The organism is Pseudomonas sp. GM_Psu_1, assembly GCF_026544185.1.
GTDB lineage: Bacteria > Pseudomonadota > Gammaproteobacteria > Pseudomonadales > Pseudomonadaceae > Chryseomonas > Chryseomonas oryzihabitans.
Map to the genome: position 1 here is coordinate 70,065 of NZ_JALNUX010000012.1, position 24,978 is coordinate 95,042.

The 24,978-nt window shown below is 62.6% G+C and carries 23 protein-coding genes; 16 read left to right on the top strand and 7 right to left on the bottom strand.

The features are described 5' to 3' along the window. Nucleotides 1-7 precede the first annotated feature (7 nt). The 8 genes from OXS31_RS18745 to OXS31_RS18780 are packed head-to-tail and all read left to right on the top strand — an operon-like array spanning nucleotide 8 to nucleotide 7,065. Complete coding sequence (locus OXS31_RS18745) at nucleotides 8-1,120, top strand: ABC transporter permease (protein WP_267401320.1); 1,113 nt, start codon at nucleotides 8-10, stop codon at nucleotides 1,118-1,120. Then, on the top strand, nucleotides 1,113-2,033 hold the full coding sequence (locus OXS31_RS18750; protein ID WP_007162800.1) for an ABC transporter permease: 921 nt from the start codon (nucleotides 1,113-1,115) through the stop codon (nucleotides 2,031-2,033). Before OXS31_RS18745 ends, OXS31_RS18750 begins: the two co-directional genes overlap by 8 nt. 12 nt (nucleotides 2,034-2,045) lie before the next feature. After that, complete coding sequence (locus tag OXS31_RS18755; RefSeq protein ID WP_267401324.1) at nucleotides 2,046-3,053, top strand: formamidase; 1,008 nt, start codon at nucleotides 2,046-2,048, stop codon at nucleotides 3,051-3,053. Between the two features lie 3 nt (nucleotides 3,054-3,056). After that, nucleotides 3,057-3,746, top strand: a complete 690-nt coding sequence (locus OXS31_RS18760; RefSeq protein WP_267401325.1) for an isochorismatase family cysteine hydrolase — start codon at nucleotides 3,057-3,059, stop codon at nucleotides 3,744-3,746. A 3-nt stretch (nucleotides 3,747-3,749) separates the two neighbouring features. After that, nucleotides 3,750-5,282, top strand: coding sequence for an ATP-binding cassette domain-containing protein (locus OXS31_RS18765; RefSeq protein ID WP_267401326.1), 1,533 nt, complete (start codon nucleotides 3,750-3,752; stop codon nucleotides 5,280-5,282). Next, entirely contained in the window at nucleotides 5,279-5,953 is a 675-nt protein-coding gene (locus tag OXS31_RS18770; RefSeq protein ID WP_267401327.1) for an isochorismatase family cysteine hydrolase, read from the top strand. The genes OXS31_RS18765 and OXS31_RS18770 overlap by 4 nt, the downstream gene beginning before the upstream one ends. Then, entirely contained in the window at nucleotides 5,950-6,357 is a 408-nt protein-coding gene (hpxZ, locus tag OXS31_RS18775) for an oxalurate catabolism protein HpxZ (protein ID WP_108576163.1), read from the top strand. The genes OXS31_RS18770 and hpxZ overlap by 4 nt, the downstream gene beginning before the upstream one ends. Nucleotides 6,358-6,360: 3 nt before the next feature. After that, nucleotides 6,361-7,065, top strand: coding sequence for a GntR family transcriptional regulator (locus OXS31_RS18780; protein WP_267401329.1), 705 nt, complete (start codon nucleotides 6,361-6,363; stop codon nucleotides 7,063-7,065). Between the two features lie 990 nt (nucleotides 7,066-8,055). Here the strand turns inward: OXS31_RS18780 and OXS31_RS18785 are convergent. After that, nucleotides 8,056-8,637 (bottom strand): hypothetical protein, encoded by a 582-nt coding sequence (locus OXS31_RS18785; protein WP_267401330.1) that lies wholly within the window; start codon nucleotides 8,635-8,637, stop codon nucleotides 8,056-8,058. A gap of 333 nt (nucleotides 8,638-8,970) precedes the next feature. Between OXS31_RS18785 and OXS31_RS18790 the strand changes: the two genes are divergently transcribed. Continuing rightward, nucleotides 8,971-10,101 carry a serine hydrolase domain-containing protein gene (locus OXS31_RS18790; protein WP_267401331.1) on the top strand — a complete coding sequence of 377 codons (1,131 nt, stop codon included), beginning with the start codon at nucleotides 8,971-8,973 and terminating at the stop codon, nucleotides 10,099-10,101. Between the two features lie 293 nt (nucleotides 10,102-10,394). Continuing rightward, nucleotides 10,395-11,036: a TetR/AcrR family transcriptional regulator gene (locus OXS31_RS18795; RefSeq protein WP_267401332.1), complete on the top strand. Its 642-nt coding sequence runs from the start codon at nucleotides 10,395-10,397 to the stop codon at nucleotides 11,034-11,036. Nucleotides 11,037-11,042: 6 nt separating this feature from the next. Here OXS31_RS18795 and OXS31_RS18800 read toward each other — a convergent pair whose 3' ends face one another. The 4 genes from OXS31_RS18800 to OXS31_RS18815 all read right to left on the bottom strand — a co-directional run bounded on the left by OXS31_RS18800 (nucleotide 11,043) and on the right by OXS31_RS18815 (nucleotide 16,846). Next, entirely contained in the window at nucleotides 11,043-14,606 is a 3,564-nt protein-coding gene (locus tag OXS31_RS18800) for a molybdopterin cofactor-binding domain-containing protein (protein WP_267401333.1), read from the bottom strand. Then, nucleotides 14,599-15,108 (bottom strand): (2Fe-2S)-binding protein, encoded by a 510-nt coding sequence (locus OXS31_RS18805; protein ID WP_115946969.1) that lies wholly within the window; start codon nucleotides 15,106-15,108, stop codon nucleotides 14,599-14,601. The genes OXS31_RS18800 and OXS31_RS18805 overlap by 8 nt, the downstream gene beginning before the upstream one ends. A 129-nt stretch (nucleotides 15,109-15,237) precedes the next feature. Further along, nucleotides 15,238-15,690, bottom strand: a complete 453-nt coding sequence (locus OXS31_RS18810; protein WP_115946970.1) for a MarR family winged helix-turn-helix transcriptional regulator — start codon at nucleotides 15,688-15,690, stop codon at nucleotides 15,238-15,240. A 103-nt stretch (nucleotides 15,691-15,793) separates the two neighbouring features. Beyond that, entirely contained in the window at nucleotides 15,794-16,846 is a 1,053-nt protein-coding gene (locus tag OXS31_RS18815) for a 2,5-dihydroxypyridine 5,6-dioxygenase (RefSeq protein ID WP_267401335.1), read from the bottom strand. A 313-nt stretch (nucleotides 16,847-17,159) separates the two neighbouring features. On the opposite strand from OXS31_RS18815, the gene OXS31_RS18820 reads away from it, so the two are divergent. From OXS31_RS18820 to OXS31_RS18845, 6 genes are all read left to right on the top strand, one after another. After that, entirely contained in the window at nucleotides 17,160-18,308 is a 1,149-nt protein-coding gene (locus OXS31_RS18820; RefSeq protein WP_267401337.1) for an FAD-dependent monooxygenase, read from the top strand. Then, the gene (locus OXS31_RS18825; RefSeq protein WP_267401338.1) at nucleotides 18,305-19,114 is read left to right on the top strand and encodes an alpha/beta hydrolase; all 810 of its coding nucleotides are present in this window, start codon (nucleotides 18,305-18,307) and stop codon (nucleotides 19,112-19,114) included. Before OXS31_RS18820 ends, OXS31_RS18825 begins: the two co-directional genes overlap by 4 nt. 15 nt (nucleotides 19,115-19,129) lie before the next feature. After that, on the top strand, nucleotides 19,130-19,882 hold the full coding sequence (locus OXS31_RS18830; protein WP_267401339.1) for an Asp/Glu racemase: 753 nt from the start codon (nucleotides 19,130-19,132) through the stop codon (nucleotides 19,880-19,882). A 10-nt stretch (nucleotides 19,883-19,892) separates the two neighbouring features. After that, nucleotides 19,893-20,519, top strand: coding sequence for an N-carbamoylsarcosine amidohydrolase (locus OXS31_RS18835; protein ID WP_267401340.1), 627 nt, complete (start codon nucleotides 19,893-19,895; stop codon nucleotides 20,517-20,519). A 144-nt stretch (nucleotides 20,520-20,663) separates the two neighbouring features. After that, nucleotides 20,664-21,941 carry an MFS transporter gene (locus OXS31_RS18840; RefSeq protein ID WP_267401384.1) on the top strand — a complete coding sequence of 426 codons (1,278 nt, stop codon included), beginning with the start codon at nucleotides 20,664-20,666 and terminating at the stop codon, nucleotides 21,939-21,941. 273 nt (nucleotides 21,942-22,214) lie between these two features. After that, entirely contained in the window at nucleotides 22,215-22,391 is a 177-nt protein-coding gene (locus tag OXS31_RS18845) for a hypothetical protein (RefSeq protein WP_267401341.1), read from the top strand. Nucleotides 22,392-22,538: 147 nt separating this feature from the next. Here OXS31_RS18845 and OXS31_RS18850 read toward each other — a convergent pair whose 3' ends face one another. Then, complete coding sequence (locus tag OXS31_RS18850; protein WP_267401342.1) at nucleotides 22,539-23,468, bottom strand: PfkB family carbohydrate kinase; 930 nt, start codon at nucleotides 23,466-23,468, stop codon at nucleotides 22,539-22,541. Continuing rightward, on the bottom strand, nucleotides 23,458-24,924 hold the full coding sequence (locus OXS31_RS18855; protein ID WP_267401343.1) for a cytosine permease: 1,467 nt from the start codon (nucleotides 24,922-24,924) through the stop codon (nucleotides 23,458-23,460). Before OXS31_RS18855 ends, OXS31_RS18850 begins: the two co-directional genes overlap by 11 nt. Nucleotides 24,925-24,978: the final 54 nt, after the last annotated feature.

The following is a 24,978-nucleotide window of genomic DNA, read 5'->3' on the forward strand; positions in this document are numbered from 1 at the left end:
GGGTGGCATGAATAGCCTCGAACACAAGCTGCAACGGCTGGCGGCCAGGGCGCTGCCCGGACTGCCCACGCTGCTCGCCGTGCTGTCCTCGGGCGCGCTGTTTCTGCTCTTCCTCGCCGTGCAGAACAAGCCAGCGCTGGCGGCGGGCGCATTGGTCTTCGAAGGCGCCTTCAGCTCTGCCTTCGCCTGGGAAAATACCCTTCAGCGCGCCGCGCCCCTGATGCTGACCGCACTGTGCGTCGCACTGCCAGCTCGGGCCGGGCTGATCATCATCGGTGGGGAAGGGGCCCTGGTACTGGGCGGTCTGGCCGCCGCGGTGCTGCCCCTGTGGCTACCCGCGTTTCCCGGGCCTTTGATGCTGGTACTGATGGGCCTGGCGGCCATGCTGGTCGGCGGCCTGTGGATCGGGCTGTCGGGCTGGATGCGGCAGAGTCGCGGCCTCAACGAGACGATCGGCAGCCTGCTGCTCTCCTACATCGGCATCGCGCTGTTCCGCCAACTGGTCGAAGGCCCGCTGCGCGATCCGGCGAGTCTGAACAAGCCCTCGACCGTACCGCTCGAGGATACCTATCTCATCGGTACCGTGAGCGACGCCTTTGCCGTGCACTGGGGATTGGTGGCGGGCGTCATCGCCTGCCTGCTGGCCTATGTCCTGTTGCGCCATAGTGTCAGTGGCTTCGCCCTGGGCATCGTCGGCGGCAACGTGCGAACCGCGCGGATGCTGGGACTTTCCGTCAATCGCTTGGTACTGATGACCTGTCTGCTCGGCGGGGCAGCGGCGGGGCTCGCCGGGATGTTCGAGGTCGCAGCGGTGCAGGGCAGTGCGAACGCGGCACTGATCGCCGGCTATGGCACCAGCGGTATTCTGGTGGCCTTCGCCGCCCGGCATAACCCCCTGGCCATCATCCTCTGCGCGACGCTGCTGGGTGGGGTCGAGGCCAGCGGCAGCCTGTTACAACGACGCCTGGATCTGCCCGATGCGACGACGCTGATTCTCGAGGGCATCCTGTTCACCAATCTGCTGGCCTGGGAAGCCCTGAGCCCGCGTATCACGGCCTGGCGTCTGCGGCTGTTGGCGAAGGCGGCAACCCCGGTCGGAGGCGTTCCCGAACATGGCTAACCTCGATTGGCTGACCTTCTTCCTGGCGCTGCTGGCCGGCGCGGTGCGGGTGGGTACGCCCTTTCTGTTCGTCAGTCTGGGCGAGTGCCTCACCGAGAAAGGCGGACGCATCAACCTGGGCCTGGAAGGCATCCTGGTCGCGGGGGCCATGACCGGCTATGCCGCGTCCTACCTGTCCGGCTCACCCTGGCTGGGCGTGCTCGCGGCAGGCTGTACCGGCCTGCTGTTGGGGTTGCTGCATGGCATCGTCTGCTCGCTACCCAAGGTCAACGACATCGCCTTCGGTATCGCCCTGATCCTGCTGGGAACGGGCCTGGCCTTCTTTCTCGGCAAGGCCTTCATCCAGCCGCAGGCACCCATGCTGCCGTCGTTTTCGCTGGGGCACTGGTCCGCGGATGAGCGGGTGCGCTCGGCACTGAACATCAATGTGCTGTTCTTCCTGGGTGTGGCCCTGGCCATCCTGCTGCACTGGGGGCTGCGCAGCACCCGCTGGGGCCTGATGCTGCGCCTGGTCGGTGATCATGCCGAATCGGCCCAGGCCCTGGGCTATCACCCGATTAGGGTACGCATCTGGGCGACGTCGGTCGGCGGCTTTCTCGCCGGCGTCGGCGGCGCCTACCTGTCGCTGTACTACCCCGGCAGTTGGAACGAGGGGCTTTCCAGTGGCCAGGGGTTGATGGCCGTGGCCCTGGTGATCTTCGCGCGCTGGCAGCCGCTGAACTGCCTGTGGGCCTCCCTGCTGTTCGGCGCGGCCGGTGCCATCGGCCCCGCCCTGCAGGCGGTGGGTATCAGCACGGGTTACTACCTGTTCGCCGCCGCGCCCTATGCCCTGACGCTGCTGGTGATGTTCGTCACCTGCCGGCCGAATCGAACCCTGACTGGTGCTCCCGGCGAGCTCAGTCTTACCCGCTAGAGGTATAAGCTCATGTCCAGTGGTCTTGGTGGTTTGAACAAGTCGCCCAATGGCGTCGTTATCGGTCTGGCGCAGCTGTCGCTGCCGGATCCCCATACCCGGGAGGCTCTGTGGGCGCAGACCCAACGGGTGGTGGAGATGGTCGGCAAGGCCCGGCGGGGCATGCCCAGCCTGGACCTGATCGTCTTCCCGGAGTACTCGCTGCACGGGCTGTCCATGGATACCTCGCCGGAGATCCTCTGCTCCCTGGACGGGCCGGAAGTGGCGGCGCTGCGCCAGGCCTGCGTCGATAACGGCATCTGGGGTTGCTTCTCCATCATGGAGGCCAATCCCCATGGCAATCCTTTCAACAGTGGCCTCATCGTCGACGACACCGGCGAGATCCGCCTGTACTACCGCAAGATGCATCCCTGGGTGCCGGTCGAGCCCTGGGAGCCGGGCGACCAGGGCATTCCGGTCTGTGACGGTCCGCGCGGCAGCAAACTGGCACTGATCATCTGCCACGACGGCATGTTCCCGGAAATGGCGCGCGAGTGTGCCTACAAGGGCGCCGAGATCATGATCCGCACGGCGGGTTACACCGCCCCGATCCGCCAGGCCTGGCAAATCACCAATCAGGCCAACGCCTTCTGCAATTTGATGCAGACCGCCAGCGTCTGCATGTGCGGCTCCGATGGCACCTTCGATTCGATGGGCGAAGCCATGTTCGTCGATTTCGACGGTAGCGTGATGAACCAGGGCGGAGGGCGTGCTGACGAGATCGTCTGCTGCGAAATGCGTCCGGATCTGGTGCGTGAAGCGCGGGTGCACTGGGGCGTGGAGAACAACATCTACCAGTTCGGCCATCGTGGTTATTCCGCCGTCAAGGGCGGCGCCCAGGACTGCCCCTACACCTACATGCATGACCTGGCGGCGGGCCGCTATCGGCTGCCGTGGGAGGACCAGGTGGTCCACACCGATGGCACCTCTTGCGGAATGCCCGCACCGGAGCGCCTGTTCAAGCCCTCAGCTCAGGAGTGACCCATGAGTCCACGTCAGCTCGCCTCAGCGCCTTACCCTTGGCCCTATGACGGTCGCCTCGATCCGGCCAACACCGCCCTGGTCATCATCGACATGCAGACCGACTTCTGTGGCGTCGGCGGCTATGTCGATGCCATGGGCTACGACCTGTCGCTGACCCGCGCGCCCATCAAGCCCATAAGGACGGTGCTTGAGGTCATGCGGGCCCAGGGATTTCCCATCATCCATACCCGGGAGGGCCATCGCCCCGACCTGTCCGACTTACCAGCCAACAAGCGCTGGCGCTCGCGGAACATCGGCGCCGGCATTGGCGACGACGGGCCCTGCGGTCGCATCCTGATCCGGGGTGAGCCGGGGTGGGAGATCATTCCGGAGCTGGCGCCGCTACCCGGCGAGATCGTCATCGACAAGCCCGGCAAGGGGTCGTTCTATGCGACGGATCTTGAGCTCATCCTGCGCACCCGCGGCATCGCCAACCTGATCCTCACCGGGATCACCACGGATGTCTGTGTCCATACCACCATGCGCGAGGGCAACGACCGCGGCTTCGAATGCATCCTGCTCGAAGACTGCTGCGGCGCCACGGACCACGGCAACCACCTGGCCGCACTCAACATGGTCAAGATGCAGGGTGGGGTCTTTGGTGCGGTGGGCGACTCGTCCATGCTGCTCGCCGTGTTGGCAGGGGGCTGAGCCATGCGCGCCCTGGACCTAGAGATCATCGGTGCCGGCAAGACCTTCGGCAGTTTTCGCGCCCTGGCTGAGGTCTCCCTGAAGGTCAGGGCCGGCACCGTGCACGCCCTGTTGGGCGAAAACGGCGCGGGCAAGAGCACCCTGGTCAAGGGCATCGTCGGCTATGGCCCGCTCGACGAAGGGGCGATCCTGGTGAACGACCGAGAGCGACAGATCCGCACGCCAAGGGATGCCCACGCCCTCGGGATCGGCATGGTCTATCAGCACTTCACCGTGGCTCCGGGGCTCAGCGTCGCGGAAAACCTGGTGCTGTCGCGCGGCGACCTGGGCTGGCGTATCGACTGGTCGCGAGAGCGCGAGCGGCTGGTCGCTTTCATGGCGGGCATGCCGTTCCGCCTGGACCTAGAGCGTCCCGTGAGCAGCCTGGCGGCGGGTGAAAAACAGAAGCTCGAGATCCTCAAGCAGCTGTACCTGGAAAGGCACCTCATCATCCTCGATGAGCCGACCTCGGTCCTGACGCCCCAGGAGGCCGATGAAGTCTTGGGATTGATGCAGCAGATGGCCCATCGAGGAGACATCTCGGTGCTGATGATCACCCATAAGTTTCGTGAAGTGACCGCCTTCGCCGACGACGTCACGGTCCTGCGCAAGGGCCGGCTGGTAGGTAGCACGCCCGTTGCGGACACCTCGCCCGAATTCCTGGCCAGCTGGATGATGGGCGAGGCGGGCGCCGCCGCGGCCAAGCTCGAGCGGTCCGGCGTGATCGAGGCGGCACCTCGCCTGGAGGTGGTTAAGCTGGATGTGCCAGGCGCAAAGGGGACGCTGGCGGTCAGCGGGCTGTCGCTCGCCGTACGCCCCGGCGAGATCGTGGGTATCGCCGGGATTTCCGGTAACGGCCAGCGTGAGCTCACCGAGGCCCTGCTGGGGCAGCGCAAGGCCAGTGCCGGCGAGATCCGGGTGAACGGCCAGCGCTATCACGCCACCCGCCGCGAGATGCAGGACCTGCGCCTCTACAGCCTGCCGGAGGAGCCGCTGCGCAATGCCTGCATCGCCAGCCTGAGCGTGGCGGAGAACCTGGCCTTGAGAAATTTCGACCAGGCACCGCTGTGCCGCCAGGGCTGGCGTCTTGACCGCCGCGCCATCCGTGCCCAGGCGCAGGCGCTCATCGCGCGCTTCCAGGTGACGCCGGCCGATCCGGAACGGCCCATCGGCACCCTGTCGGGAGGTAACGTCCAGCGCGCCGTCCTGGCGCGGGAGTTGACCGAGGGGGTCGCGGTGCTGATCGTCTCCAATCCGGTGTTCGGACTGGACTTCGCGTCGGCGGCGCTCATTCACCAACGGATCGTCGCGGCCAGGAATGCCGGTGCGGCGGTGCTGCTGCTGAGCGAAGACCTGGACGAGCTGCTGGAACTGGCCGACCGCATCCTGGTGATGCACGACGGCCATATTGGCTTCGAGACCACCAGCGCCCAGGGCGACCGGGCCGTGCTGGGTCATCACATGGCCGGCGGTGCGACGCAGGCGGAGGCAGTATGATCCAGGTGAACGCCCATCCCGACGCCTTCACCTTCGAGCCGGCCAGCACCGCGCTGGTGGTGATCGACATGCAGCGGGACTTCATCGAGCCGGGCGGCTTCGGCGCGGCGCTGGGCAACGACGTGACGCCGCTGAAGGCCATCGTTCCGGCGGTGCAGCGGCTGCTGGCGTTGGCCCGTCAACACCGCGTGGTGGTGGTCCATACCCGCGAATCCCATCTTCCCGACCTGTCAGATTGCCCGGCGGCCAAGCACGCCCATGGCCTGCCTGGACTGCGTATCGGCGACCCCGGGCCGATGGGTCGCATCCTGATCCGTGGCGAACCCGGCAACCAGATCATCGCCGAGGTCGCGCCGGTCGAGGGCGAGTGGGTGATCGACAAACCGGGCAAGGGCATGTTCCATGCGACCGGTCTGCACGAGCGATTGCAAGCCCGGGGTATCAGTCACCTGGTGTTCGCCGGGGTGACCACCGAGGTCTGCGTGCAGACCAGCATGCGCGAAGCCAATGACCGCGGCTATCGCTGTCTGCTGATCGAGGAGGCCACGGAAAGCTATTTCCCGGCGTTCAAACGCGCGACACTGGACATGATCGTCGCCCAGGGCGGCATCGTCGGCCGGACGGCCTCTTTGGCGGCCCTGGAGGCCGCTCTGTACAAGGACACACCATGACATCGGTTTCCGCGATCAATCTTCCCGAGGTAGTGGCCGCGGTCACCGCGGCCTTTCGCGATTACGAGCGGGCGCTGATCGCCAACGAGCTGGAAACGCTCGACGGGTACTTCTGGTCGTCGCCCCACACGGTGCGCTTCGGGGTGGCGGAAAATCTCTATGGCAGCGAGGCCATCGCCGCGTATCGACGGCTCTGCCAACCGGTCGGGGCGGGCAGACGTTTGCACCACACGGTGATCACCACCTTCGGCGAGGACTGCGCCACCGTCAGCACCGAATTCAGCGATGGCGTTACCGCACGGGTCGGACGCCAGATGCAGACCTGGCTGTGTCTGGAAGGGGAGTGGAAGGTCGTCGCCGCCCACGTCAGTATCGACCTGGACACCTTGGACGCCCGGGGATAACCCATGACCCAGTTCCAGACCAACGCCCTGGGCGAGCAGATCTACCTGAGAATCAAGCAGGAAATCTTCGATTTCTATCTGCTGCCCCATGATCGCTTCACCGAGACGCAGATCGCCGAGCGCTACCAGGTGTCGCGCACGCCGGTCCGCGACGCCCTGTACCGTCTGCAGCGTGAAGGCTATCTGGAGGTGGAGTTCCGCCGCGGCTGGATGGTCAAGCCGCTCGACTTCGCCCGTATCGATGAGCTCTACGACCTGCGCATCGTGCTCGAATCTGCCGCCGTGGATCGGCTCTGCGGACTGGTTGACTTGCCGGAAATGCTGGAAGCCCTGTGCCAGGTCTGGATCGTGCCGCAAGACCAGCGCCACACCGACATGCAGACGGTCGCCGAACTGGACGAAGCCTTTCACAGTGGGCTGGTGGCCGCCACGGGCAACCGGGAAATGCTGCGCGTGCACCGCGAGGTGACGGAGCACATTCGCATCGTCCGACGCCTGGATTTCTCCCAGCGCGCCCGCATCGAGGAGACCTACAACGAGCACGTGAGCATCCTCAAGGCACTGCTCCTGCGCAAGCGCGAGGACACCCTGCTGATGCTGAGGGCTCATATCGAGCAGAGCAAGATCGAGGTCCGCAAGCTCAGCCTCTCGATGCTGTCCGAGGCGCGGCGCCGGTTCGAGCGTTCTCCGGCGGCGTCCAACGTGTAAAGGACGTACGCGCTCATCTACGACGTCTGCCAGCATTGCGATGTACACCGTCTAGATAGCCCTGGTGCATGCGGGCAAGTGCTTAAGTGCGTAAGCGCTTACGTAAGCAAGTATAGGCTTGAGGGCTGTTAAGCGTTGGCCGGGTTGCCAAGGTGACTTGCTCTGGTACTGCTGCTATTGATAGGCGGCTGGTATAGCAGCGTTTCGGAGCACGGCAAGCCAATGGAAGGCTTCCATCGCGGCATTACGAAAGCTCGGCCGTGCGATGCGAAATCAGATAGTAGGTAAAGGTGCGGCGTCGGACAGAGTTTATACCTGTGCTCCCGGCAGCTACAGCGGTACCGACACTAAGACGGCTGCTTATGATTTGTCGTATGCATACGACAAAGGAGAGTCAGCTCTGCTCCAGCACCGGTACTGGCCCTGCGTACCTAGTTTGTCGTATGCATACGACAAATGGATTGCCGCATGAATCATCTCGCCTTGCAGCCCGTTGCTTCTTCTGCGACTGGTCTGAATAGCGACTAGCCGAAACCAGGTCCGCCTCACCGGACAGTGCTCCACTCTCAAGATCGCACATGTAGCCACCGATTCACCATCGCAAAGACCGTGAGTAACGCAGCACCAAATCCCTCCCTTTCACGGGTCTGGGCACCGTCAACTGGCGGGAGGTCTGCCAGCTGTTGGCGTCATGGGACGAGCCGGAGAGGCTGTGGCTCGCGTTAAAGAAAAACGCCGAGCGACTGCGCGCGCTGCCTGACCAGCTGCAGCTGGTGCTGCCGCAGGTACCTGGGAGCACACCCGGATCCCTTTACGATGGCTAGAGCGTTACACGCAGAACGCAGACCTGCGATAGCGAAACGCGGCACCGCACGGTGGTAGGGAGGATGCGAGACAACTCGCCAGGCGCCGGCGAGATTGGTATCCAAGAGGGTAGGCCCCTACGAGAAGGGCCTTGGTGAAGGCGGATGCTGTAGTCAGCTAGGAAGGCTAGCTGGCGAAAGCCGCGGCCAGGGCTTTGGCGCGAGCTGACACCCTTAAATGCCGCAGCTCGGCGTCTTCGATGGCGAGAGCGCTGATGAGCTCCTCAGCCAGCTGGTCGGCAGTGCTCAGATCTGCCTGGTCGAAGTCCAACTCCAGCTCCTTGTACTTGCTGTAGGCGGTGACCTTCGAGGCAATCGCCTGGATGGCGAGAGGCCCGTATGCATCCGGATCCTCGTGATAGAAGGCGAAGTCGCCGACGGCAAGGTCGCCCGCTTGGCTGTGCGCGCCATAGGCCTCGCCCAAAGTACGCGCGTAGGCCGCCAACTGGTCAGCGTTCGCCGGTATTGCCGCTTGGCCGACGAGATCGATGATGACGCCGGCTAGCTGCGCAGCGGTGAGAAGCGCCTCCGGCTCAAACGGCAGGATCTGCTGTTGCTTCATCGACAGGCCCTTTACCAGGCCATCCTGGCTCATTACTTCGATGGCACCGAAGCGGGCGGGCTCTTCGCGATGAAAGACCAGGCGGCCCGGTACGACAGTACCTGGTGCTGTAGCGGTGGTAGGGGAGGGGAGGATTTCGGTGGTCATGGTGAGGCTCCTGGTTGATATCTGCTGCTCACCCTGACACAGCTTTTCAGAACGCAAGGTGGCAGCTCCCCCGCAGGCCTTGCCTCAATTTCCGAAATTGGTGCGGCATTCCGGACATACCTAAGCCGGACCAGCCAATGGCAGCAATCGACCCATAGCTGCCCTTCGCAGAGGACCGCAATCGGCCAAAAGCAGCCATTCGTAGCGGATAACGAAGCCATAAAACTTTGATGGCTTGTAGGATCTGTGCTCGACTGCTTAGTAGCACCTAGGGTTTAGGCGACGCACCCTGCGAAGGTACGGTAATATCGCTTATTTGTTAGGGGCCAAGCGATGACTAGCAATCTTAGACTTCAAGCGTTGATTGACGAAATTGCTCCAGCATTAGTCCCGGGCATGGCGATGGCCATTGGAAATAGTCGTGGCCTAGTGTGGCAGGGAGCCGCAGGTTATACCGACTTTGAACGACAGACATTGGCATGTCCCGAATGCGTTTTTGGAGTGGGTAGCATCACCAAAGTGTTCGTGGCGGTCGTCATATTGCAGCTTGTCGAGGAACAACGAATATCGCTCGATCATACCTTGGGCCAGCACCTTTCTCTGGACGTGCTGTACCGAATTCCAAACGCTGAGGCGACGACAATCCGCGAGCTGCTAAGTCATTACAGCGGTATCCCTAGTTGGGAGGATGACCCACGTTGGATTCGAAATGGTAGAGGCCAATGCATTACTCCTGGCAAACGCTGGGCGAGCGCAGAGCCATTGGAGTACGTCCGAGGGGCGAGACCAATATTAGAGGCGGGGAAGGGCTTCCATTATTCCAATACCCATTACACACTGTTAGGCTTACTAGTAGAAAAAGTGACCGGCCAACCGCTTGAAGACGTCTTGGAGCAGCGCATCCTCAAACCATTAGGGATGGATGCCACTGAGCTAGAAGGCGTTGCAAAAAAGCGCCCTCAGAGCATGTCGAGGCGTTACCATTGGGCTACACCTCCTTTTTTTAAAACAGCTGGTATTGCATCTTCGTACAAAGCTGTAGCACCGGGATTACTGGACGTTTCTTCCAGTAATTTGTCTGTTGAGTGGGCTGCAGGAGGCATTGTATCTACAGCCTCAGACATCATTAAGTTCATGACAGCATTAAAGTTTGGGCGGCTGCTTGGATCTGAGGTGAATCAGCAGATGCTTACGTGGCTTCCCGCCCATTCGGGCAAGCAAATGGGCCTGGGTATTTTCCGTGCGACTACGGCCTATGGCTCCATTATCGGTCACGGCGGAAATGTGCTGGGGTTTAGCTCGACAACTTGGTGGTTTGAGGAAGCGGATTGCGTACTGGCCCTCCTAACTAATGTGGGTTCGATGCACTCAGGTACTGATGTATGGTGCGCGTCCAAAATACTCGAATCCACAACTCTTGGTTTGGAAGCGCAGAAGCTGTGCCGACTCCGCCAGACCGGGTGATAGCAGCAGCGCAAAGTAGCAAACGAAGTCCATAGCCCTGAGCCGGTAATGACACCTTTAGGGCGGTTGCTCCCGCCACAGGCCGCTATTGCCCTCTAGCTGCCCTATGCCAACGGCAGCTTTGGGTCGGTAGCGGTCGCTTGTCGACGTTCGCTTCTGGCCGTAGGGCCCCTTAGGTTCGTCCAGTTACACCACTTCCAAGAACACAATCCTACCCAACTGGTCTGGGTACGTCTGATCCAATCACCCCGCATGGCGTACAATCGCCAAGCACATTCAGCCACCGGACCTCCATGGCCACTCCTAACTCCGGGCTGCGCAGCCAACAAGCCGAGGAAACCCGCGCGCGAATTCTCAAGGCCGCCACCAGGGTGTTTAGCCAAGATGGCTATTCCGGCGGGCGCATCGAGAAGATCTCGCGGCTAGCCAACTCCAACGACCGGATGATCTATTACTACTTCAAGAGCAAGGAGCAGCTGTTTATCCGTGTGCTTGAGGGCGTCTATGCCGACTTCAACGAGGCCGAAAGCCGCCAGCGCTTCGACCTCGAGCAGCCGGTCGCTGCACTGCAGCAATTAGTAGGTTTCGTGTGGCATTACTACGGTTGCCATCCCGAGTTCATCAGCATCCTTAACAGTGAAAACCTGCACAAGGGCAAGCACTCGCGCAAGTCGTCCCACCTGCTCGCGCTTTCAGGCGCGGCGCTCAATACCCTGGCGCCAATCATTCAGGCTGGCCAGGCCAAGGGGCTGTTTCGCGCCGATGTAGACGTGGTCCATACCTATTTGCTGATCTCCTCGCTGTGCTACTTCTACAACTCCAATCTGCATACCCTGACGGCGTTCCTCGGCGCAGACCTAGACAACAAGGGCGCCCGCGAGAGCTGGCTAGACTACGTCTGCGACCAGGTGCTGCGCGGCCTGGCCGCCGGCTGATGTAGCTCAGTGGCTGCCTGGGTTGGCACGTAGCCAGGCGACTTGCTTGACCAGCGGCGGCCATGGCGCCTTGTCGGCAGCGAAGGTGCTGCGCAAGTAGGACGCCAAGTCGCTGACCTGGGTATCGGAGAGGCTGTCCTTGAACGCCGGCATGTAACCCAGATCGCTGACCGCCGGATTCCCGATGCCTTGCAGGATGACCTTGATCAAATTGTCGGGCCGATCGCTGTGCACGTTGGTGTTGGCAGCCATGGACGGACTCACGCCGAACAGTTCGGGGCCTCCGTTCAAGGCGCTGTGGCAACCGGCGCAGGCGCCTTCGAACACTCGCCGACCGTTGGCCAGGTCGGCCGGCGCTGGCACATTAACCGCGGTAATTTGCCTTTGCGCGGTGGGCTCGCCGTCAAGGCTACCAAGGTAGTTGGCGATCGCCCGCAAATCATCATCCGGCAACGTCGACAACTCGCTGACCACCGGCCCCATGGGTCCGGCCGCCACGCCATGCTCGGCGCTGAACCCGGTGCGCATATAGGCGAACAGCTGATCTTCGGTCCAGGGCGTCGGCGCTTTTGACAGCCCGTTCAGCGCTGGCGCCTCCCAGCCATCGACCATCGCCCCAGACAGGAACTTCGCCCCGCCTTGCTCCGCGCCCAGCACATTACGTGGTGAGTGACAGGCGGCGCAGTGGCCCAGGCCATTGACTAGGTAGTTGCCGCGGTTCCACTGGGCACTACGGGCCGGATTGTCCTGATACTCACCCTGCTTGAGGAACAGGGTGTTCCAGCCGGCCATTAGCGATCGCACGTTGAACGGGAAGCGCATCTGGTTGGCTGGCGGCGTACTTGGCACTGCGGGCTGCGACATCAGGTAGGCGTACAGCGCCTGCATGTCGGCTTCCTTGATATTGCGAAAGGCTGTGTAGGGAAATGCCGGATACAGATGCCGACCATCGCGGCTGATGCCTTGGCGCATGGCACGGTCGAAGGCGGCGAATGACCAGTTGCCGATGCCGGTTTGGACATCCGGGGTGATGTTGGTGCTGTACAGAGTGCCGAATGGCGTATCCATGGACAGGCCGCCGGCGTTGGTCACGCCGTCATGGGCTGTATGGCACACGGCGCAGTCACCGGCGGCAGCCAGTTGCCGGCCGCGCTCTAAGGTGGCAACGCTCCAGGTACCGGCTGGTGGCGGCGTAACTGCGGCGATCTCGGCGCGCCAGGGCATGGCGCTGATGCCCAGGCCTACTGCAGTGCCGAACAGCCCTGCTAAGCCGCCGAACAGCCATTTGCTTTTCTTGCTCTTGATCGGTGCGGCATAGGGTAGCCCGATCGGGTCCTTTGGTTCGGCGGCCTTGAGCGCCGCAAGCACCCGCTCGGCGGTAATCGGCAGCTCGCGAAAACGAATGCCGGTGGCATCGAACACCGCATTGGCGATAGCTGCGGCGCTGGGCACCGAAGCCGACTCGCCCGCGCCGAGTGGCGGCTCGCTCTGGCGCGGCATCATCATCACGTCGACTTCGGGCACTTGCGGGAAGGTCAGGATCGGGTACCCACCCCACTCCTTGCTTGCCACCCGCGACTCTTCGAAGGTCACTCGTTCCTTGAGCACACGGCTGGTGGACTGCATCACGTTGCCGTGGATCTGATGCTGCACGCCCGCCGGGTTGATCATCATGCCGGCGTCATGGCCGACCACCACGCGAGTCACGGTGATGTCGCCGGTGGCCTTGTCGATGGCCACGTCGGCTACCCAGGCAGCCCAAGCGGCGCCGAAGCCGGGAAATTTGCTATGGATGTAGCGCGCGTAGGCAAAGCCACGACCGCGCAGCACACCGTCTTCGCTGGAGGTTTGCGCTGGCTGGGTGCGAGGCGTCCATTGCGCACGCTCGGCGGTGGCGCGCACCAGTTCGGCGGCGCGTTCGTCCGGTAGGTAACGCAGGCGGTATTCCACCGGGTCGACGCCGGCCTCGTAGGCCAATTCGTCGATATAGGATTCGTGGGCGAACACGTTAGGTAGCGCCGACACGCCGCGCAGCCATGAAGCGCGCACGATGGGCGCCATGTCTTCGATGCTGACGCGTAACTCGGGATACCGGTAATGGGGTACGGCGGTGCGATCACCCATTTCGTAAGCCACCGGCACCGGCTCTACCCTACCTGTTAGCAGCAGCGCCAGGGTCGGTGCGCCATTGGACGGGTAGTGGGTACGGAAGTCATAAACGGCCAAGTCGCCGGCGGAGTCGATGCCGCCGTCGACCTCCATCAACTGCGCGGTACCTTTGGGCTCCCAGGCGTGCTCCTGCTCACGGGTCAGCTGTACGCGCACCGGCTTGCCGACCGCGCGGGACAGCAGCACGGCGTCAGCGCACACGTCGTCGGCGCAGTTGCGGCCGTAGCAGCCGGCGGCTTCCATACGGATAATTTCGATGCCGGCTTCATCGCATTCCAGCAGCCAGGCCAGATCGGCGCGTAGGGCGTGAGGATTTTGCGTGCCGGACCAGATGCGTATGCCGGAAGGCTGGAAATCGGCCACCGCGCAGGCCGGGCCGATGGAAGCGTGCAGCTGGTACGGCCACAGGTAGCGACGGGTCAGTCGTGTGGCGACGCCGGCCAGTGCCGCGTCGACGCCGCCTGTATCGTGCACCACTCGTTCTATGGATGGGTTGTCGCGTAGCGCCTGTTCGATATTGTCGAGGTTGGGCAGGTGCTGCTGCCAGGGCTTCCAATGCACCTTAAGCTCACGGGCGGCCTTGATTGCCTGCTCCTCGCGCTCGGCGACAACGCCGATAAAGTCGCCGAGCACCACCACGCGGACGATGCCGGGAAGATGCGCGATAGAGCTTTCATCCACGCTGAGCAGACTGGTACCGACAAACACGCCGGTGTCGTAGCCGTCGTAGGGTGGACGCACCACGCGGCCATGAAGCATGTCAGGCACGCGCATGTCGTGCACGAAGGTCAGCTCGCCAGTTGCCTTGGCTGGGATATCGACACGCGCCGAGCTTTGGCCCACCAATTTGTAGTCGGTCAACGGTTTCAAGGGGGCATCGCCGCTAATGGTCAGCACGATGCGCCGGCCCTGGATCAATTCAGCGAAGCTTAGCGCCTGGTCGGCGCGCCCATGCACCACGCCGGCTTCGATGCGCAGATCCGCAGTGCCGAAGCGCTCGGCGGCGGCCATCAGCAGCCACCGGCGTGCTTCGGCCGCGGCGTTGCGCAGCGGCACTGCGGAGATCTGCAACGTAGCGCTGGCGATGGTGGCGCCCTGGTTCGGTGCTCGAGCAGTGTCGCCAAGCACCATGCGCAGCTGGTCTAGGCGCAGGTCCAGTTCTTCGGCAACGATTTGCCCGAGTGAGGTCTGGATGCCGGTGCCAAGGTCGACGTGGCCGTTGAAAGCGTAGTATTCGCCACTGTCGCACAAGGCGATGAACAGGCCCATTTCTTTGGGCTTGAGCACCGGAGTCTGGCCCTTGGGCACCAGGCCGGAAGGCGGCTGGATCTCGGCGATCACCAACAGCACGCCATTGCGCTCCAGCAGTTCGGCCTGGGTAGGTAGGGTGCGGTCATTCATTGCAGTGGCTCTCACGGTAAAGCTGGGAGGCACGGCGCACCGCAGCTAGGATCTCCAGGTGCGTGCCGCAACGGCACAGGTTGGCCGACAGCGCGCGGCGAATCTGCGCCTCGCTGGGGTCGGGGTTGCGATCAAGCAAGGCTTTGGCGGTCATGATCATGCCGTTCAGGCAATAGCCACACTGGGCTGCCTGGGCCTCAATGAAGGCTTGCTGCACCGGATGCGGGTGGTGACGGTCTCCGAGGCCTTCAAGAGTGGTGACGTTACGATTCGCTACCCCGCTCAGCGGCAGTACACAGGAGCGGGCGGCCTTTCCGTCGACAATCACTGTGCACGCCCCGCATTCGCCCAACCCGCAGCCGAACTTGGGGCCATTGAGGTGAAGGTCGTTGCGCAGCACCAACAGCAAGGGCGTGTCGGCCATGGCGTTGCAGATCACGGGCAGGCCGTTGACGGTGCAACCGACGCTGGCCGTGGCGGTGGACGAAAGAGGTTTGTTCATGCCGCTCTCTAATTTCGTGTAGTACTTACTACATCAAAAGGCAAAAACAGTACCAACTAGATAGCAGAGCGGGGTATGCCGAAGATTGGAGCGTCGCCGGGACAGTGCCGGCGCTCATCGTGCGCGCGATCAGCCAGGCTGGTCCGCCGGATCGGCGACCATCTTGCGCAGCAGGAACAGCATTGCAACCCGTTCGACAGGGTTGAGATTGCTCATGGTTAGCTCGCTGATCTCCTGAGCTGCGGGCACGGTCCGCTCGACCGCCAGGCGACCCGCAGCGGATAGATGCACGATGACCTTGCGCCGGTCCCGCGGATCATGGCCCAGATCAACCAGCTCGCGGGCCTTTAGGCGCTCTACGATACCGCGGATGGTGGCCTGGTCCACGGCAGTCAGCGCAACCAGCTCGGTCAGCGAGCTGGGGCCGTTGTCGCGCACGGCGCAGAGGGTGATGAACTGCATCGCGGTGAGCTGCGACTCACCGACATTCTGCTGAAAGATCGCCACGTGGCGCTGATAAGCCTTGCGCAGCAAGTGCCCCACCTGTTCGGCGAAAGCGTAGGAGGAATCGGGGGAACTCATAGGCAAGACAGGTCCGGGGCAGCTGGAAATCGCCTAACGATAACTCAAACCCCGTCACCGCCGCGCGTCCTGACCTCGCGTCACGGACGCCTGCGGCTCTAGGTCAGCGAGCGATGGAAGCTGCCGGGGCGACCACGTCGCCGGCCAATACCACGGCCTTATCATCCAGGTAGACGTCGCAGTTGCGCAGCGGGATGTCCATGTGGCACGGCGTCTTGCGCTTGCCACCCACTTCGGTGTTGGGGCCGGTGGAGAACAAGAAATTGCCGTAGAACGCGCGGGCGTCCATGCACATGCCGTCGTTCTTGTCGTGCAGGCCCATGGCGGTCCACTGCGCACGAGGCTGCAGACCCCAGCCGATATGGGAGATGCCATACACCTCGGGGTCATTGAAGTACTTCATGTAATCGCGCAGGTACTCGGCCTCGAATCCCCCGTGGATGCGGGTGATGAAGCCCTTTTCGATCTCCAGGGTGACGCGCTCGCGGCAGTAGGTCTTGAACGGCAGCATGATATCGCCAACGTCCAGCACCAGGGTGCCCTCCGCGGTTTCCTCGTTTGGCCAGGTAAACAGGAAGCCGCTCGGCCAGTGGTCCCAGCGGCCCGGGGCGTCGGCGTAACCATATTCGGTCACGGCCGGGTATTGCCCCAGCGCGGCGCAAAAGTCAGTGCCGGCGCGGGAGCGCACGGTCATGCTGCGGGCCTGCTTGAGTACCGCTTCGGCGGCCATCACCCGGGCTTTGTCGGCCTCGTTAGGTAACATGCGCGCCAGCACTTCCGGGGGCTCCACCGCCAGCAGTATGCGCGTACCGGTCTTGAGGATCTGCTCCTGCTCGGGCGAGTGCAGCAGCATCATGGTGTCGATGATTAGGTCGGCTGCCTCCAGCGCCCGCTGGGCCGCGAGATTGCCGGTCAGAGCGGTATCGCCGCAATAAGCGGTCATGTCGTTGCCCATGGCAACCGGCGCATTGAACGCCGGCAATTCCACAGCGTAGGTTTTGGCACCCAGACGCTGGGCTGCTTCCATCGCCGCGCGTACGGTGCGCGGGTTCGAGTAATGGGCCTTGAGAATGGCCACGCTCTGGGTGGCATCTACTTTCGAAAGCTTGAGCACGTGCTCGAACATCTGGGTCAGTTCACCGTCGCTGACAGCCATAGCATTTTCTCCTGAACCGGTGGGCGGGATATGCACCACGAAGGCACGGCGCGCTCTTTGATGGTGCAGATATGTAACGTATACGCTATTTAATGCCTGGGGCGTAAGGTATTGAGCTGCATCTGCAAAGCGCAAGCCAATTGGTCTTGATGGCTAAAATGCCCTCTTCACCTAGCAATACAGGCGTTACTGAGACCTGAACCGTTTTTCTGACCATCCTCAAAAATCTCTTCCCAGAAAAAAATAATGATGCATACACTGTAAATGCGTTCCGATCCCGCGCTTTGAGATCGGCTTTCGAGGAGAGACGCCCATGGGGGCTAAACACCGAATCGCTATCGTCGGCGCCGGCCTGGGCGGCGCTGCAGCAGCCGCCTCGTTGCAGCAAGCAGGCTTCGAAGTCGATATCTACGAACAGGCGTCGCACTTTGCGCGGCTAGGCGCCGGGATCCATATGGGTCCCAACGTGCTAAAGATCTTCCGCCGTCAGGGCATCGAGAAGCAGCTTGAAGCCATGGGTTCGCACCCGGAGTTCTGGTTTAGCCGCGACCAGGACGGCGAGTACCTGTCGCGCATCCCGCTGGGCGACTTCGCCCGCAAGGAATACGGCGCCGCCTACCTCACCGTGCACCGCGGCGACCTGCATGCCCTGCAGATGACTGTCCTCAAGCCCGGCTCGGTGCACTTCAACAAGCACCTGGCCAGCCTTGATGAGAGCGGCAGTGACGTGCTGCTGACATTTGCCGACGGCACCCAGGCCCGAGCCGACATCGTAATCGGCGCCGACGGCATCAACTCGCGTGTTCGTGAGCACCTGCTAGGCGTCGAAGCACCCACCTACAGCGGTTGGGTCGGCCACCGCGCGTTGATCCCCGCACACAAGCTGGCCAAGTACGATTTCAACTTCGAAGACTGCGTGAAGTGGTGGTCGGCCGACCGCCATTTGATGGTCTACTACACCACCGCCAAGCGCGACGAGTACTACTTCGTCAGCGGCGTGCCCCAAGCCGAGTGGGAAGGCGGCAACGCGAGCTTCGTCGACTGCGACCGAGCGGCCATGTTTGATGCGTTCAAGGGCTACCACCCAAGCGTGCAGGCGCTGATCGAGAACGCTGAAAGCATCACCAAATGGCCCCTACTTAATCGCCAGCCGCTCCCTGTGTGGAGCAAGGGCCGCATGGTGCTGCTGGGCGACGCCTGCCACCCGATGAAACCGCACATGGCCCAGGGCGCAGCCATGGCCATCGAAGACGGCGCTATGCTCGCCCGTTGCCTGATGGAAACCGGTCTGCGCGACTACGCCACGGGCTTCCGGCTGTACGAGGCCAACCGTAAGGAACGCGCCTCTCGCGTGCAGGCGGTATCCAACGCCAATACTTGGCTACGTACCCAGGAAGACCCTTCATGGGTATTCGGCTACGAGCTGTTCGACCATCCGCTCAAATCGGAGAGCGCGGCATGAGCCGCCTTCTCTACGGCGCTAACGTGCAGGCCAACGGTATCCGCCAGCACTACCTACGCTATGGCGGCCAGGGCCAGCCACTGCTGCTGATTCCGGGCATCACCAGCCCGGCGATCACCTGGGGCTTCGTTGCCGAGCGCCTGGCCGAGCACTTCGATACCTACGTGCTAGACGCCCGCGGCCGCGGCCTGTCGGCGACCGGCCCGGAACTGGACTATGGCACCGACGCCTGCGCCGACGACATCGCCGCCTTCGCGGAGGCGCTGGAACTGCAGGATTGCCTATTAGTGGGCCATTCGATGGGCGCGCGCTTCATCCTGCGTGCAGCCACGCGCCATCCCGAGGCGCCGTTCAGCCGCCTGGCGCTGATCGACCCGCCAGTGTCCGGCCCAGGCCGCCGCGAATACCCCGGCAAACTCCCCTGGTACATGGACTCCATCGCCCAGGCGTCTCAAGGCATGGACGCCGCCGACATGCTTGCCTTCTGCCCGACCTGGAGCGAGGAGCAACGGGCCCTGCGTGCCGAATGGCTGCACACCTGCTATGCCCCGGCGATTCTCAAGGCCTATGAAGACTTCCACGAAGTGGACATCCACCAAGACTTCCCGCGCAACACGCTGCCCACCCTGCTGATGATCGCGGGTAAGGGCGGCGTGATTGGCGCCGAAGACGAAGCCGAGATTCTCAAGCTGCAGCCATCGATCCAAACCGTGAAGGTGGAAAACGCCGGGCACATGATTCCCTGGGACGATTTCGAAGGCTTTTTTATCGCCTTCGGCACCTTTCTTGGCCACCCCCTGAGCTGATTTCGGAGAGACACCATGACCAAGGTCTACCGCATCGGCCAGATCGTGCCGAGTTCGAACACCACCATGGAAACCGAGATTCCGGCGATGCTTACCGCGCGCCAGTTGATCCGCCCCGAGCGCTTCACCTACCACTCGGCGCGCATGCGCATGAAACACGTGAAGAAGGAAGAACTGGCGGCCATGGACGCCCAGTCCGACCGCTGCGCCCTGGAACTGTCCGATGCCCGCGTCGACGTGCTGGGCTACGCCTGCCTAGTGGCGATCATGGCCATGGGACGCGGCTACCACCGTGAATCCCAGCAGCGTCTGGGGCAGGTGGTGATGGACAATGACTCCCAGGCCAAGGTGATTACCAGCGCTGGTGCCCTAGTCGAGGGTCTCAAGGTGCTCGGCGCCAAGCGCATCGCCTTGGTGGCGCCGTACATGAAGCCGCTGACCGAGTTGGTGGTGGACTACATCCAACACGAAGGCATCGAGGTGAAGGTGTGGCGTGCCCTGGAGATTCCAGACAACCTTGAAGTCGCCCGCCATGATCCGGCCAAACTGCCCAGCATCGTTGCCGGACTGGACCTGACCGAAGTGGACGTCATCGTGCTCTCCGCGTGCGTGCAGATGCCCTCGCTGGGCTCAGTCGCTAAGGTCGAGGCGCAAACCGGCAAGCCGGTGCTCACCGCCGCCATCGCCACTACCTACGCCATGCTCAAGGCCTTGCAGCTGGAGCGCATTGTGCCCGGCGCCGGTGCCTTGTTGTCTGGCGCTTACTGAGAGGCCCACCATGAGCACCGTAGAAGACAACTATGCCGGCGTCTGGGGCAACCGTGTCGGCTTCGGGCAGAGGCCCGCGCTGCTCCTGATCGACTTCATGCAGGGCTACACCACGCCTGGAGCGCCTTTGTTCGCACCAGGCGTGGTCGAGGCTGTGGCCCATAGCGTTGCGCTGTTGGCGGCCGCGCGGGCCCGGGGCATTCCGGTGATCCACACCAATATCCGGTACCACCCCGGGCATTTCGCCGACGGCGGCATGTGGGTCAAGAAAGCGCCGGTAATGCAGGACATGGTCGAGGGCAACCCCTTGGCCTCGTTCTGCCCCGAAGTCCAGCCGCTGCCCAGCGAAGTAGTGTTGACCAAGCAGTATGCCAGCGCCTTTTTCGGTACCAGCCTGGCGCCCATGCTGCACGCGATGGGCGTGGACACGTTGATCATGCTCGGCTGCTCCACCAGCGGCTGCGTGCGCGCCACCGCAGTGGATGCCGTGCAGTACGGCTATCGCGGCATCGTGGTGCGCGAGTGCGTGGGTGATCGCCACCAGGCGCCTCACGAGGCCAACCTGTTCGACATCGATAATAAATACGGAGATGTGGTTTCCCGCGCTGCGGCGCTGGACTACCTCGCCATCCAATAAGCGGCCACCGGGTAAGCGTCCGTATAAGAGCCGCTCCTGACCCCATTGCTTCCTGTCTATCAGCGAACTCAGCCCGTAGCACCGCGAAAAGCGGCCGAATCAGGAGGCACGACCATGTCACTCAGCGAAACCAGAGCCCTCGAAATGCCGCGTGCCGGGGAGTACGACAGCTATCGCAAGGTCATCTGGAGGATAATCCCTTTCCTGTGCTTCTGTTACTTGGCTGCTTACCTGGATCGCATCAATGTCGGTTTCGCCAAGTTGCAGATGCTCGACAGCCTGCACCTCAGCGAAACCGCGTACGGCCTAGGAGCGGGCTTGTTTTTCGTCGGCTACATCCTGTTCGAAGTCCCAAGCAACTTGGTGCTGGAAAAGGTCGGCGCGCGCTTTTGGATCGCCCGCATCATGATCAGTTGGGGCCTGCTCTCAGGACTAACCATGTTCGTCTCCACGGAGTGGCAGTTCTATACCCTGCGCTTCCTGCTGGGCGCGGCTGAAGCGGGCTTTCTACCGGGGGTGCTGTACTACCTCAGCCAGTGGTTCCCCTCGTACCGCCGCAGTCGCATCATCGCCCTGTTCATGATCGGCCTGCCGCTGTCGAGTCTGATAGGCAGCCCGCTCTCGGGCTGGATCATGGGCAGTTTCGGTGGCGTCGGCGGCTTGGCTGCGTGGCAGTGGCTATTCCTGCTGGAAGCAGTACCAACCGTGGTACTGGGCTTCCTGTGCTTCGCAGTGCTACCGAACGGAATTGCCGACGCGAAATGGCTCAGCAGCTCTGAAAAGGCTGAACTCAGCGCGGTGTTAGCCAAGGATGAAAGCGAGAACCTCGGCGGACATTCGTTCCGCGACGGCTTCTTCAACATCAAGGTGTGGATGCTCGGCGGCATCGACTTCTCGATCCTGCTCAGCGCCTACGCAATGGGCTTCTGGCTTCCGACCTTTATCAAGAATGCCGGGGTCTCAAACCCCGCCGATATCGGCTTGCTGGTGGCCATTCCGAGCCTGGCCGGATTGATCGGCATGCTTGCCATCGGAGCCAGTTCGGACAAGCATCGCGAGCGCCGCTGGCACATCATTGTGCCCTTCATTATCGGCGCGGCGGCAATGTTCCTAAGCACCTTCTTCACCCAGAACGTGATTGTTACCGTAGCGCTGTTTTCCCTGGCTTCAATGACCATCATCGGCGCCGTGCCGGTGTTCTTCAGCCTGCCAGCAACCTTCCTCAAGGGCACCGCGGCGGCGACCGGCTTCGCTCTGGCCTGCTCGGTGGCGAACATCGCTGGGCTGGTAAGCAACTCGTTGATGGGCGTGGTGATGGACCACTTCCATAGCGCCCAGGTGGCAATGTGGATTTTCGCGGCCTGCCTGTTGCTGAGCTCATTGCTGGTCGTCGCGTTGCCGGCGAAGACGGTCAACCGCTAGGCGGGGTAAAAGCAGCGTCGCTGGCGCTGCTTATGTCGAGTAAAGGCGCTGCTGCCGCGGGGCGATTAGCAAATTTGCGCCTGAGCATTGTATGCGTTCAAGGTGCATGATAAGCGAAGTCAAAAGCCTCGGTCGGTAGAGCCGGAAAAGACTTCCCCATGCGATTCTCTTAGGCCCAAACATCGTCGTAGGTTCGATAACGGCCGAGGGAATTCAGGACACCTTGATAGCCTTCAAGCCGGCGCTGGTCGAGCGCGTACTGGGGAGCGGAGCTTGGCCATCATCTGGCCGATTTACCTGGCGCTGCGCGCCCGCAAGGCTCCAAGAAACAGCGGAGCGGCACTCGGGGAACTTGGGGCAAGCGGCATACGACGATTGCAGCCGCAGAAGCATCGAGGCCCAGATTTCGCAATCCGCTTCTTTGTGTTCCTCAGCCAAGGCTGCGAATGACTGAAAGGCTGCGATGGATTAGTTTGCGATCCGGTATGAAGAGCGCATCACGACGCCAACCTGGCGATTTCAATGTCCGCCAGGTGGCGGGCGTTAACCGCCCGCACACGAAATCTGACAATCGCTGGCCGGGCTGCAGTGCTTTTGTTATGTATCCTTCTCCTGCATGAATGCCTCTAACTCCGCCCTCGCCGGGCAGGTCGCCGGCCCCCGCCGAGTGACGGCGACTGCCGCGGCCGCGTTCGCTAGGCGGGCGGCTTGCACCTTGCCCAGACCACGCGCCAAGCCCGCCAGCAGCACACCAGCATGGGCATCACCCGCGCCGTTGCTGTCGATAGCCTTTACCGCGAAACCCTCGACCCTCTGGCGCCAATCGCCTTGAGCCAGCCAGCAGCCGGCGGGACCATCGCGAACAACTACCAGGGCATCGCCCGGTAACCGCTCAACTAGTCTCTGCAGGGCGTCTTCCGTATTGTCTGAGGCGGTGAAGCGCAAGGCTTCATCGCGGTTGCTGCTCCACAAGCTGACCCATGGTAATAGGCGCGCCATCGACGGCCCGTCCGGTCCAGTCACCAAGGGCCCCGGATCGAACGCTAGCGAGCAGCGGCCGGCCTGCTGCGCCAACCAATCCAGCAGCCCCTCGGCCTTGCCTGGGTGCAACAGGCTGTAGCCGCTGACCATGATCCAGTCTTCAGCCGTGGGCACCAGCCCGGCAAGGTCGGCGGCGGCCAACCCGCCCTCAGCGCCAACATGGGAAATAAACGAGCGCTCTGCGCTGGCATCCGTCAGCGCCACCGACAGACCGGTGTCCGCGCCTGTGCTGATCGGGAGGAGAACCGTGATCCCTTCCTCGATCATGGCCTGGCGCGCCAGCTCGCCAAAGCGGCCACTGCCGTGGCGCCCCAGGTAGCAGGTCGCCAGCCCATTGCGCGCGGCGGCAGCCATCACGTTGAAACCGCCGCCGGTTTCGAAGCTCGCGCAGCTGGCTAGCACGTCCTGGCCGGCGGTGGGTAAGGCGTCCACCGCCATCACCAGGTCGATAATCACCTGGCCGGTATAGAGCAATCTAGCGGGCATGGAGGTTCTCTTGCATCAGGGTAGAAGGCTGGCGGTCACGGCAGCCGCCGAGCAGGGCATAGAGGCCCCCGGCAATTACGAAGGTGACAATCCAGCCCAGGCCGTTCTGACCGAACCAGGAGTCTGCCAGCCAGCCGTGAAACAGCACGTTGGTGGCAGTAGTCTTGACCGTGGTGAAGCTGAAGCCGAGCACGATGGCCACTGCCCAGGCACCCAGCGCGCGCCATTCAACGCCGCCCTGGTACCAGTAGGCACTGGTGGGGCCGACGTTCATCAGATCTGCTGGCACGTAACGATGGCGATGCAGCAGGTCGACCAGGAAGATGCCCACCCAGGCGGTGATCGGCACTGCCAGTAGGGAGATGAAGGTGATGAAGGGGCCGTAGAAGCTGTCGGCAAACAGCATGAAGTAGATTGAGCCAGCAAAGATGACGATCACGTCGACCACAACGGCGTGCACGCGCTTCACTCGTAGGCCGAGGGTCAAGGTAGTGAGGCCCGCCGAATACACCGACAGGTTGTTAGACAGCAGCAAGCCACCGAAGGCGGTGATCAGGTACGGCACCGCCATCCAGGCCGGCAGCAGTTCGCGGATCGCCACGATCGGGTCGGCAGCTGAGGCCAAGTGGTTGTTGCCAACCGAAATCAGGCCGCCGAGGGTGATCAGCAGCACCAAGGGAATACCCGCGCCAAAGGCCGCCGAAGCCACTAGGGCACCGGCCTTTACGCTTTTATGCTGATAGCGCGACATGTCCGCGCCGGCGTTGGCCCAGCCGATACCGGTGCCCGCAGCCATGGTCCCGACACCGATCAACACGGCCGACAGCGGCGCGGGGGTTGCGGCCCACACGGCAGTCCAATCGATATGCAGCGCCAGGAAACCGCCCACGATCAGGTTCAGCGCGCCGAACACCCAGGTCGCCCATTTCTGAATTACCAGCAAGGTGGCGTGACCTAAGCCCGAGACGCACAGGGTCAACAGAACGAACACTAAGATGAACAGCAGGGTCAGCAACGGCGCCGACTTAGCCTCTACCGGCGTGCCCTGGATGATCGAGACCAGTGACAGCAGCACGAAGGCTGCGGTGGTGGTGTTGACCGTTTCCCAGCCCAGTCGCGAGCCTAGCGACACAAGGGTAGGGCCAATATTGCCACGCATTCCGAAGATCGCCCGCGACAACGTCAGGCTCGGCGCGCGGCCGCGGCGGCCGGCGATGGACAGCAGACCCACCACGGCGAACGAACCGCCGGCACCCAATACCGCGACAATGAATGCCTGCCCGATCGACAAGCCCTGAAAGGCAACCAGGGTCGCCCCCAGTGGTAAACCTAAGATACTGATGTTAGCGGCGAACCACACCCAAAAAAGCTGCAAGGGGTGGCCGCTGCACTCCTGTTCCGGCACCGGTTCAATGCCGCGTGTTTCCAGTTGTCCCGCATTGTTGGAGGTACTCATGGATGACTCCTGCGATTACTTGTTGTGGTTGGGGCAGGTAGAAACAGCGATAAA

What these genes read in the sequence shown, in the direction of transcription:
- OXS31_RS18745 (WP_267401320.1), top strand. Translation starts at nt 8, where the DNA reads ATGAATAGCCTCGAACACAAGCTGCAACGGCTGGCGGCCAGGGCGCTG.
- OXS31_RS18750 (WP_007162800.1), top strand. Translation starts at nt 1,113, where the DNA reads ATGGCTAACCTCGATTGGCTGACCTTCTTCCTGGCGCTGCTGGCCGGC.
- OXS31_RS18755 (WP_267401324.1), top strand. Translation starts at nt 2,046, where the DNA reads ATGTCCAGTGGTCTTGGTGGTTTGAACAAGTCGCCCAATGGCGTCGTT.
- OXS31_RS18760 (WP_267401325.1), top strand. Translation starts at nt 3,057, where the DNA reads ATGAGTCCACGTCAGCTCGCCTCAGCGCCTTACCCTTGGCCCTATGAC.
- OXS31_RS18765 (WP_267401326.1), top strand. Translation starts at nt 3,750, where the DNA reads ATGCGCGCCCTGGACCTAGAGATCATCGGTGCCGGCAAGACCTTCGGC.
- OXS31_RS18770 (WP_267401327.1), top strand. Translation starts at nt 5,279, where the DNA reads ATGATCCAGGTGAACGCCCATCCCGACGCCTTCACCTTCGAGCCGGCC.
- hpxZ (WP_108576163.1), top strand. Translation starts at nt 5,950, where the DNA reads ATGACATCGGTTTCCGCGATCAATCTTCCCGAGGTAGTGGCCGCGGTC.
- OXS31_RS18780 (WP_267401329.1), top strand. Translation starts at nt 6,361, where the DNA reads ATGACCCAGTTCCAGACCAACGCCCTGGGCGAGCAGATCTACCTGAGA.
- OXS31_RS18785 (WP_267401330.1), bottom strand. Translation starts at nt 8,637, where the DNA reads ATGACCACCGAAATCCTCCCCTCCCCTACCACCGCTACAGCACCAGGT.
- OXS31_RS18790 (WP_267401331.1), top strand. Translation starts at nt 8,971, where the DNA reads ATGACTAGCAATCTTAGACTTCAAGCGTTGATTGACGAAATTGCTCCA.
- OXS31_RS18795 (WP_267401332.1), top strand. Translation starts at nt 10,395, where the DNA reads ATGGCCACTCCTAACTCCGGGCTGCGCAGCCAACAAGCCGAGGAAACC.
- OXS31_RS18800 (WP_267401333.1), bottom strand. Translation starts at nt 14,606, where the DNA reads ATGAATGACCGCACCCTACCTACCCAGGCCGAACTGCTGGAGCGCAAT.
- OXS31_RS18805 (WP_115946969.1), bottom strand. Translation starts at nt 15,108, where the DNA reads ATGAACAAACCTCTTTCGTCCACCGCCACGGCCAGCGTCGGTTGCACC.
- OXS31_RS18810 (WP_115946970.1), bottom strand. Translation starts at nt 15,690, where the DNA reads ATGAGTTCCCCCGATTCCTCCTACGCTTTCGCCGAACAGGTGGGGCAC.
- OXS31_RS18815 (WP_267401335.1), bottom strand. Translation starts at nt 16,846, where the DNA reads ATGGCTGTCAGCGACGGTGAACTGACCCAGATGTTCGAGCACGTGCTC.
- OXS31_RS18820 (WP_267401337.1), top strand. Translation starts at nt 17,160, where the DNA reads ATGGGGGCTAAACACCGAATCGCTATCGTCGGCGCCGGCCTGGGCGGC.
- OXS31_RS18825 (WP_267401338.1), top strand. Translation starts at nt 18,305, where the DNA reads ATGAGCCGCCTTCTCTACGGCGCTAACGTGCAGGCCAACGGTATCCGC.
- OXS31_RS18830 (WP_267401339.1), top strand. Translation starts at nt 19,130, where the DNA reads ATGACCAAGGTCTACCGCATCGGCCAGATCGTGCCGAGTTCGAACACC.
- OXS31_RS18835 (WP_267401340.1), top strand. Translation starts at nt 19,893, where the DNA reads ATGAGCACCGTAGAAGACAACTATGCCGGCGTCTGGGGCAACCGTGTC.
- OXS31_RS18840 (WP_267401384.1), top strand. Translation starts at nt 20,664, where the DNA reads ATGCCGCGTGCCGGGGAGTACGACAGCTATCGCAAGGTCATCTGGAGG.
- OXS31_RS18850 (WP_267401342.1), bottom strand. Translation starts at nt 23,468, where the DNA reads ATGCCCGCTAGATTGCTCTATACCGGCCAGGTGATTATCGACCTGGTG.
- OXS31_RS18855 (WP_267401343.1), bottom strand. Translation starts at nt 24,924, where the DNA reads ATGAGTACCTCCAACAATGCGGGACAACTGGAAACACGCGGCATTGAA.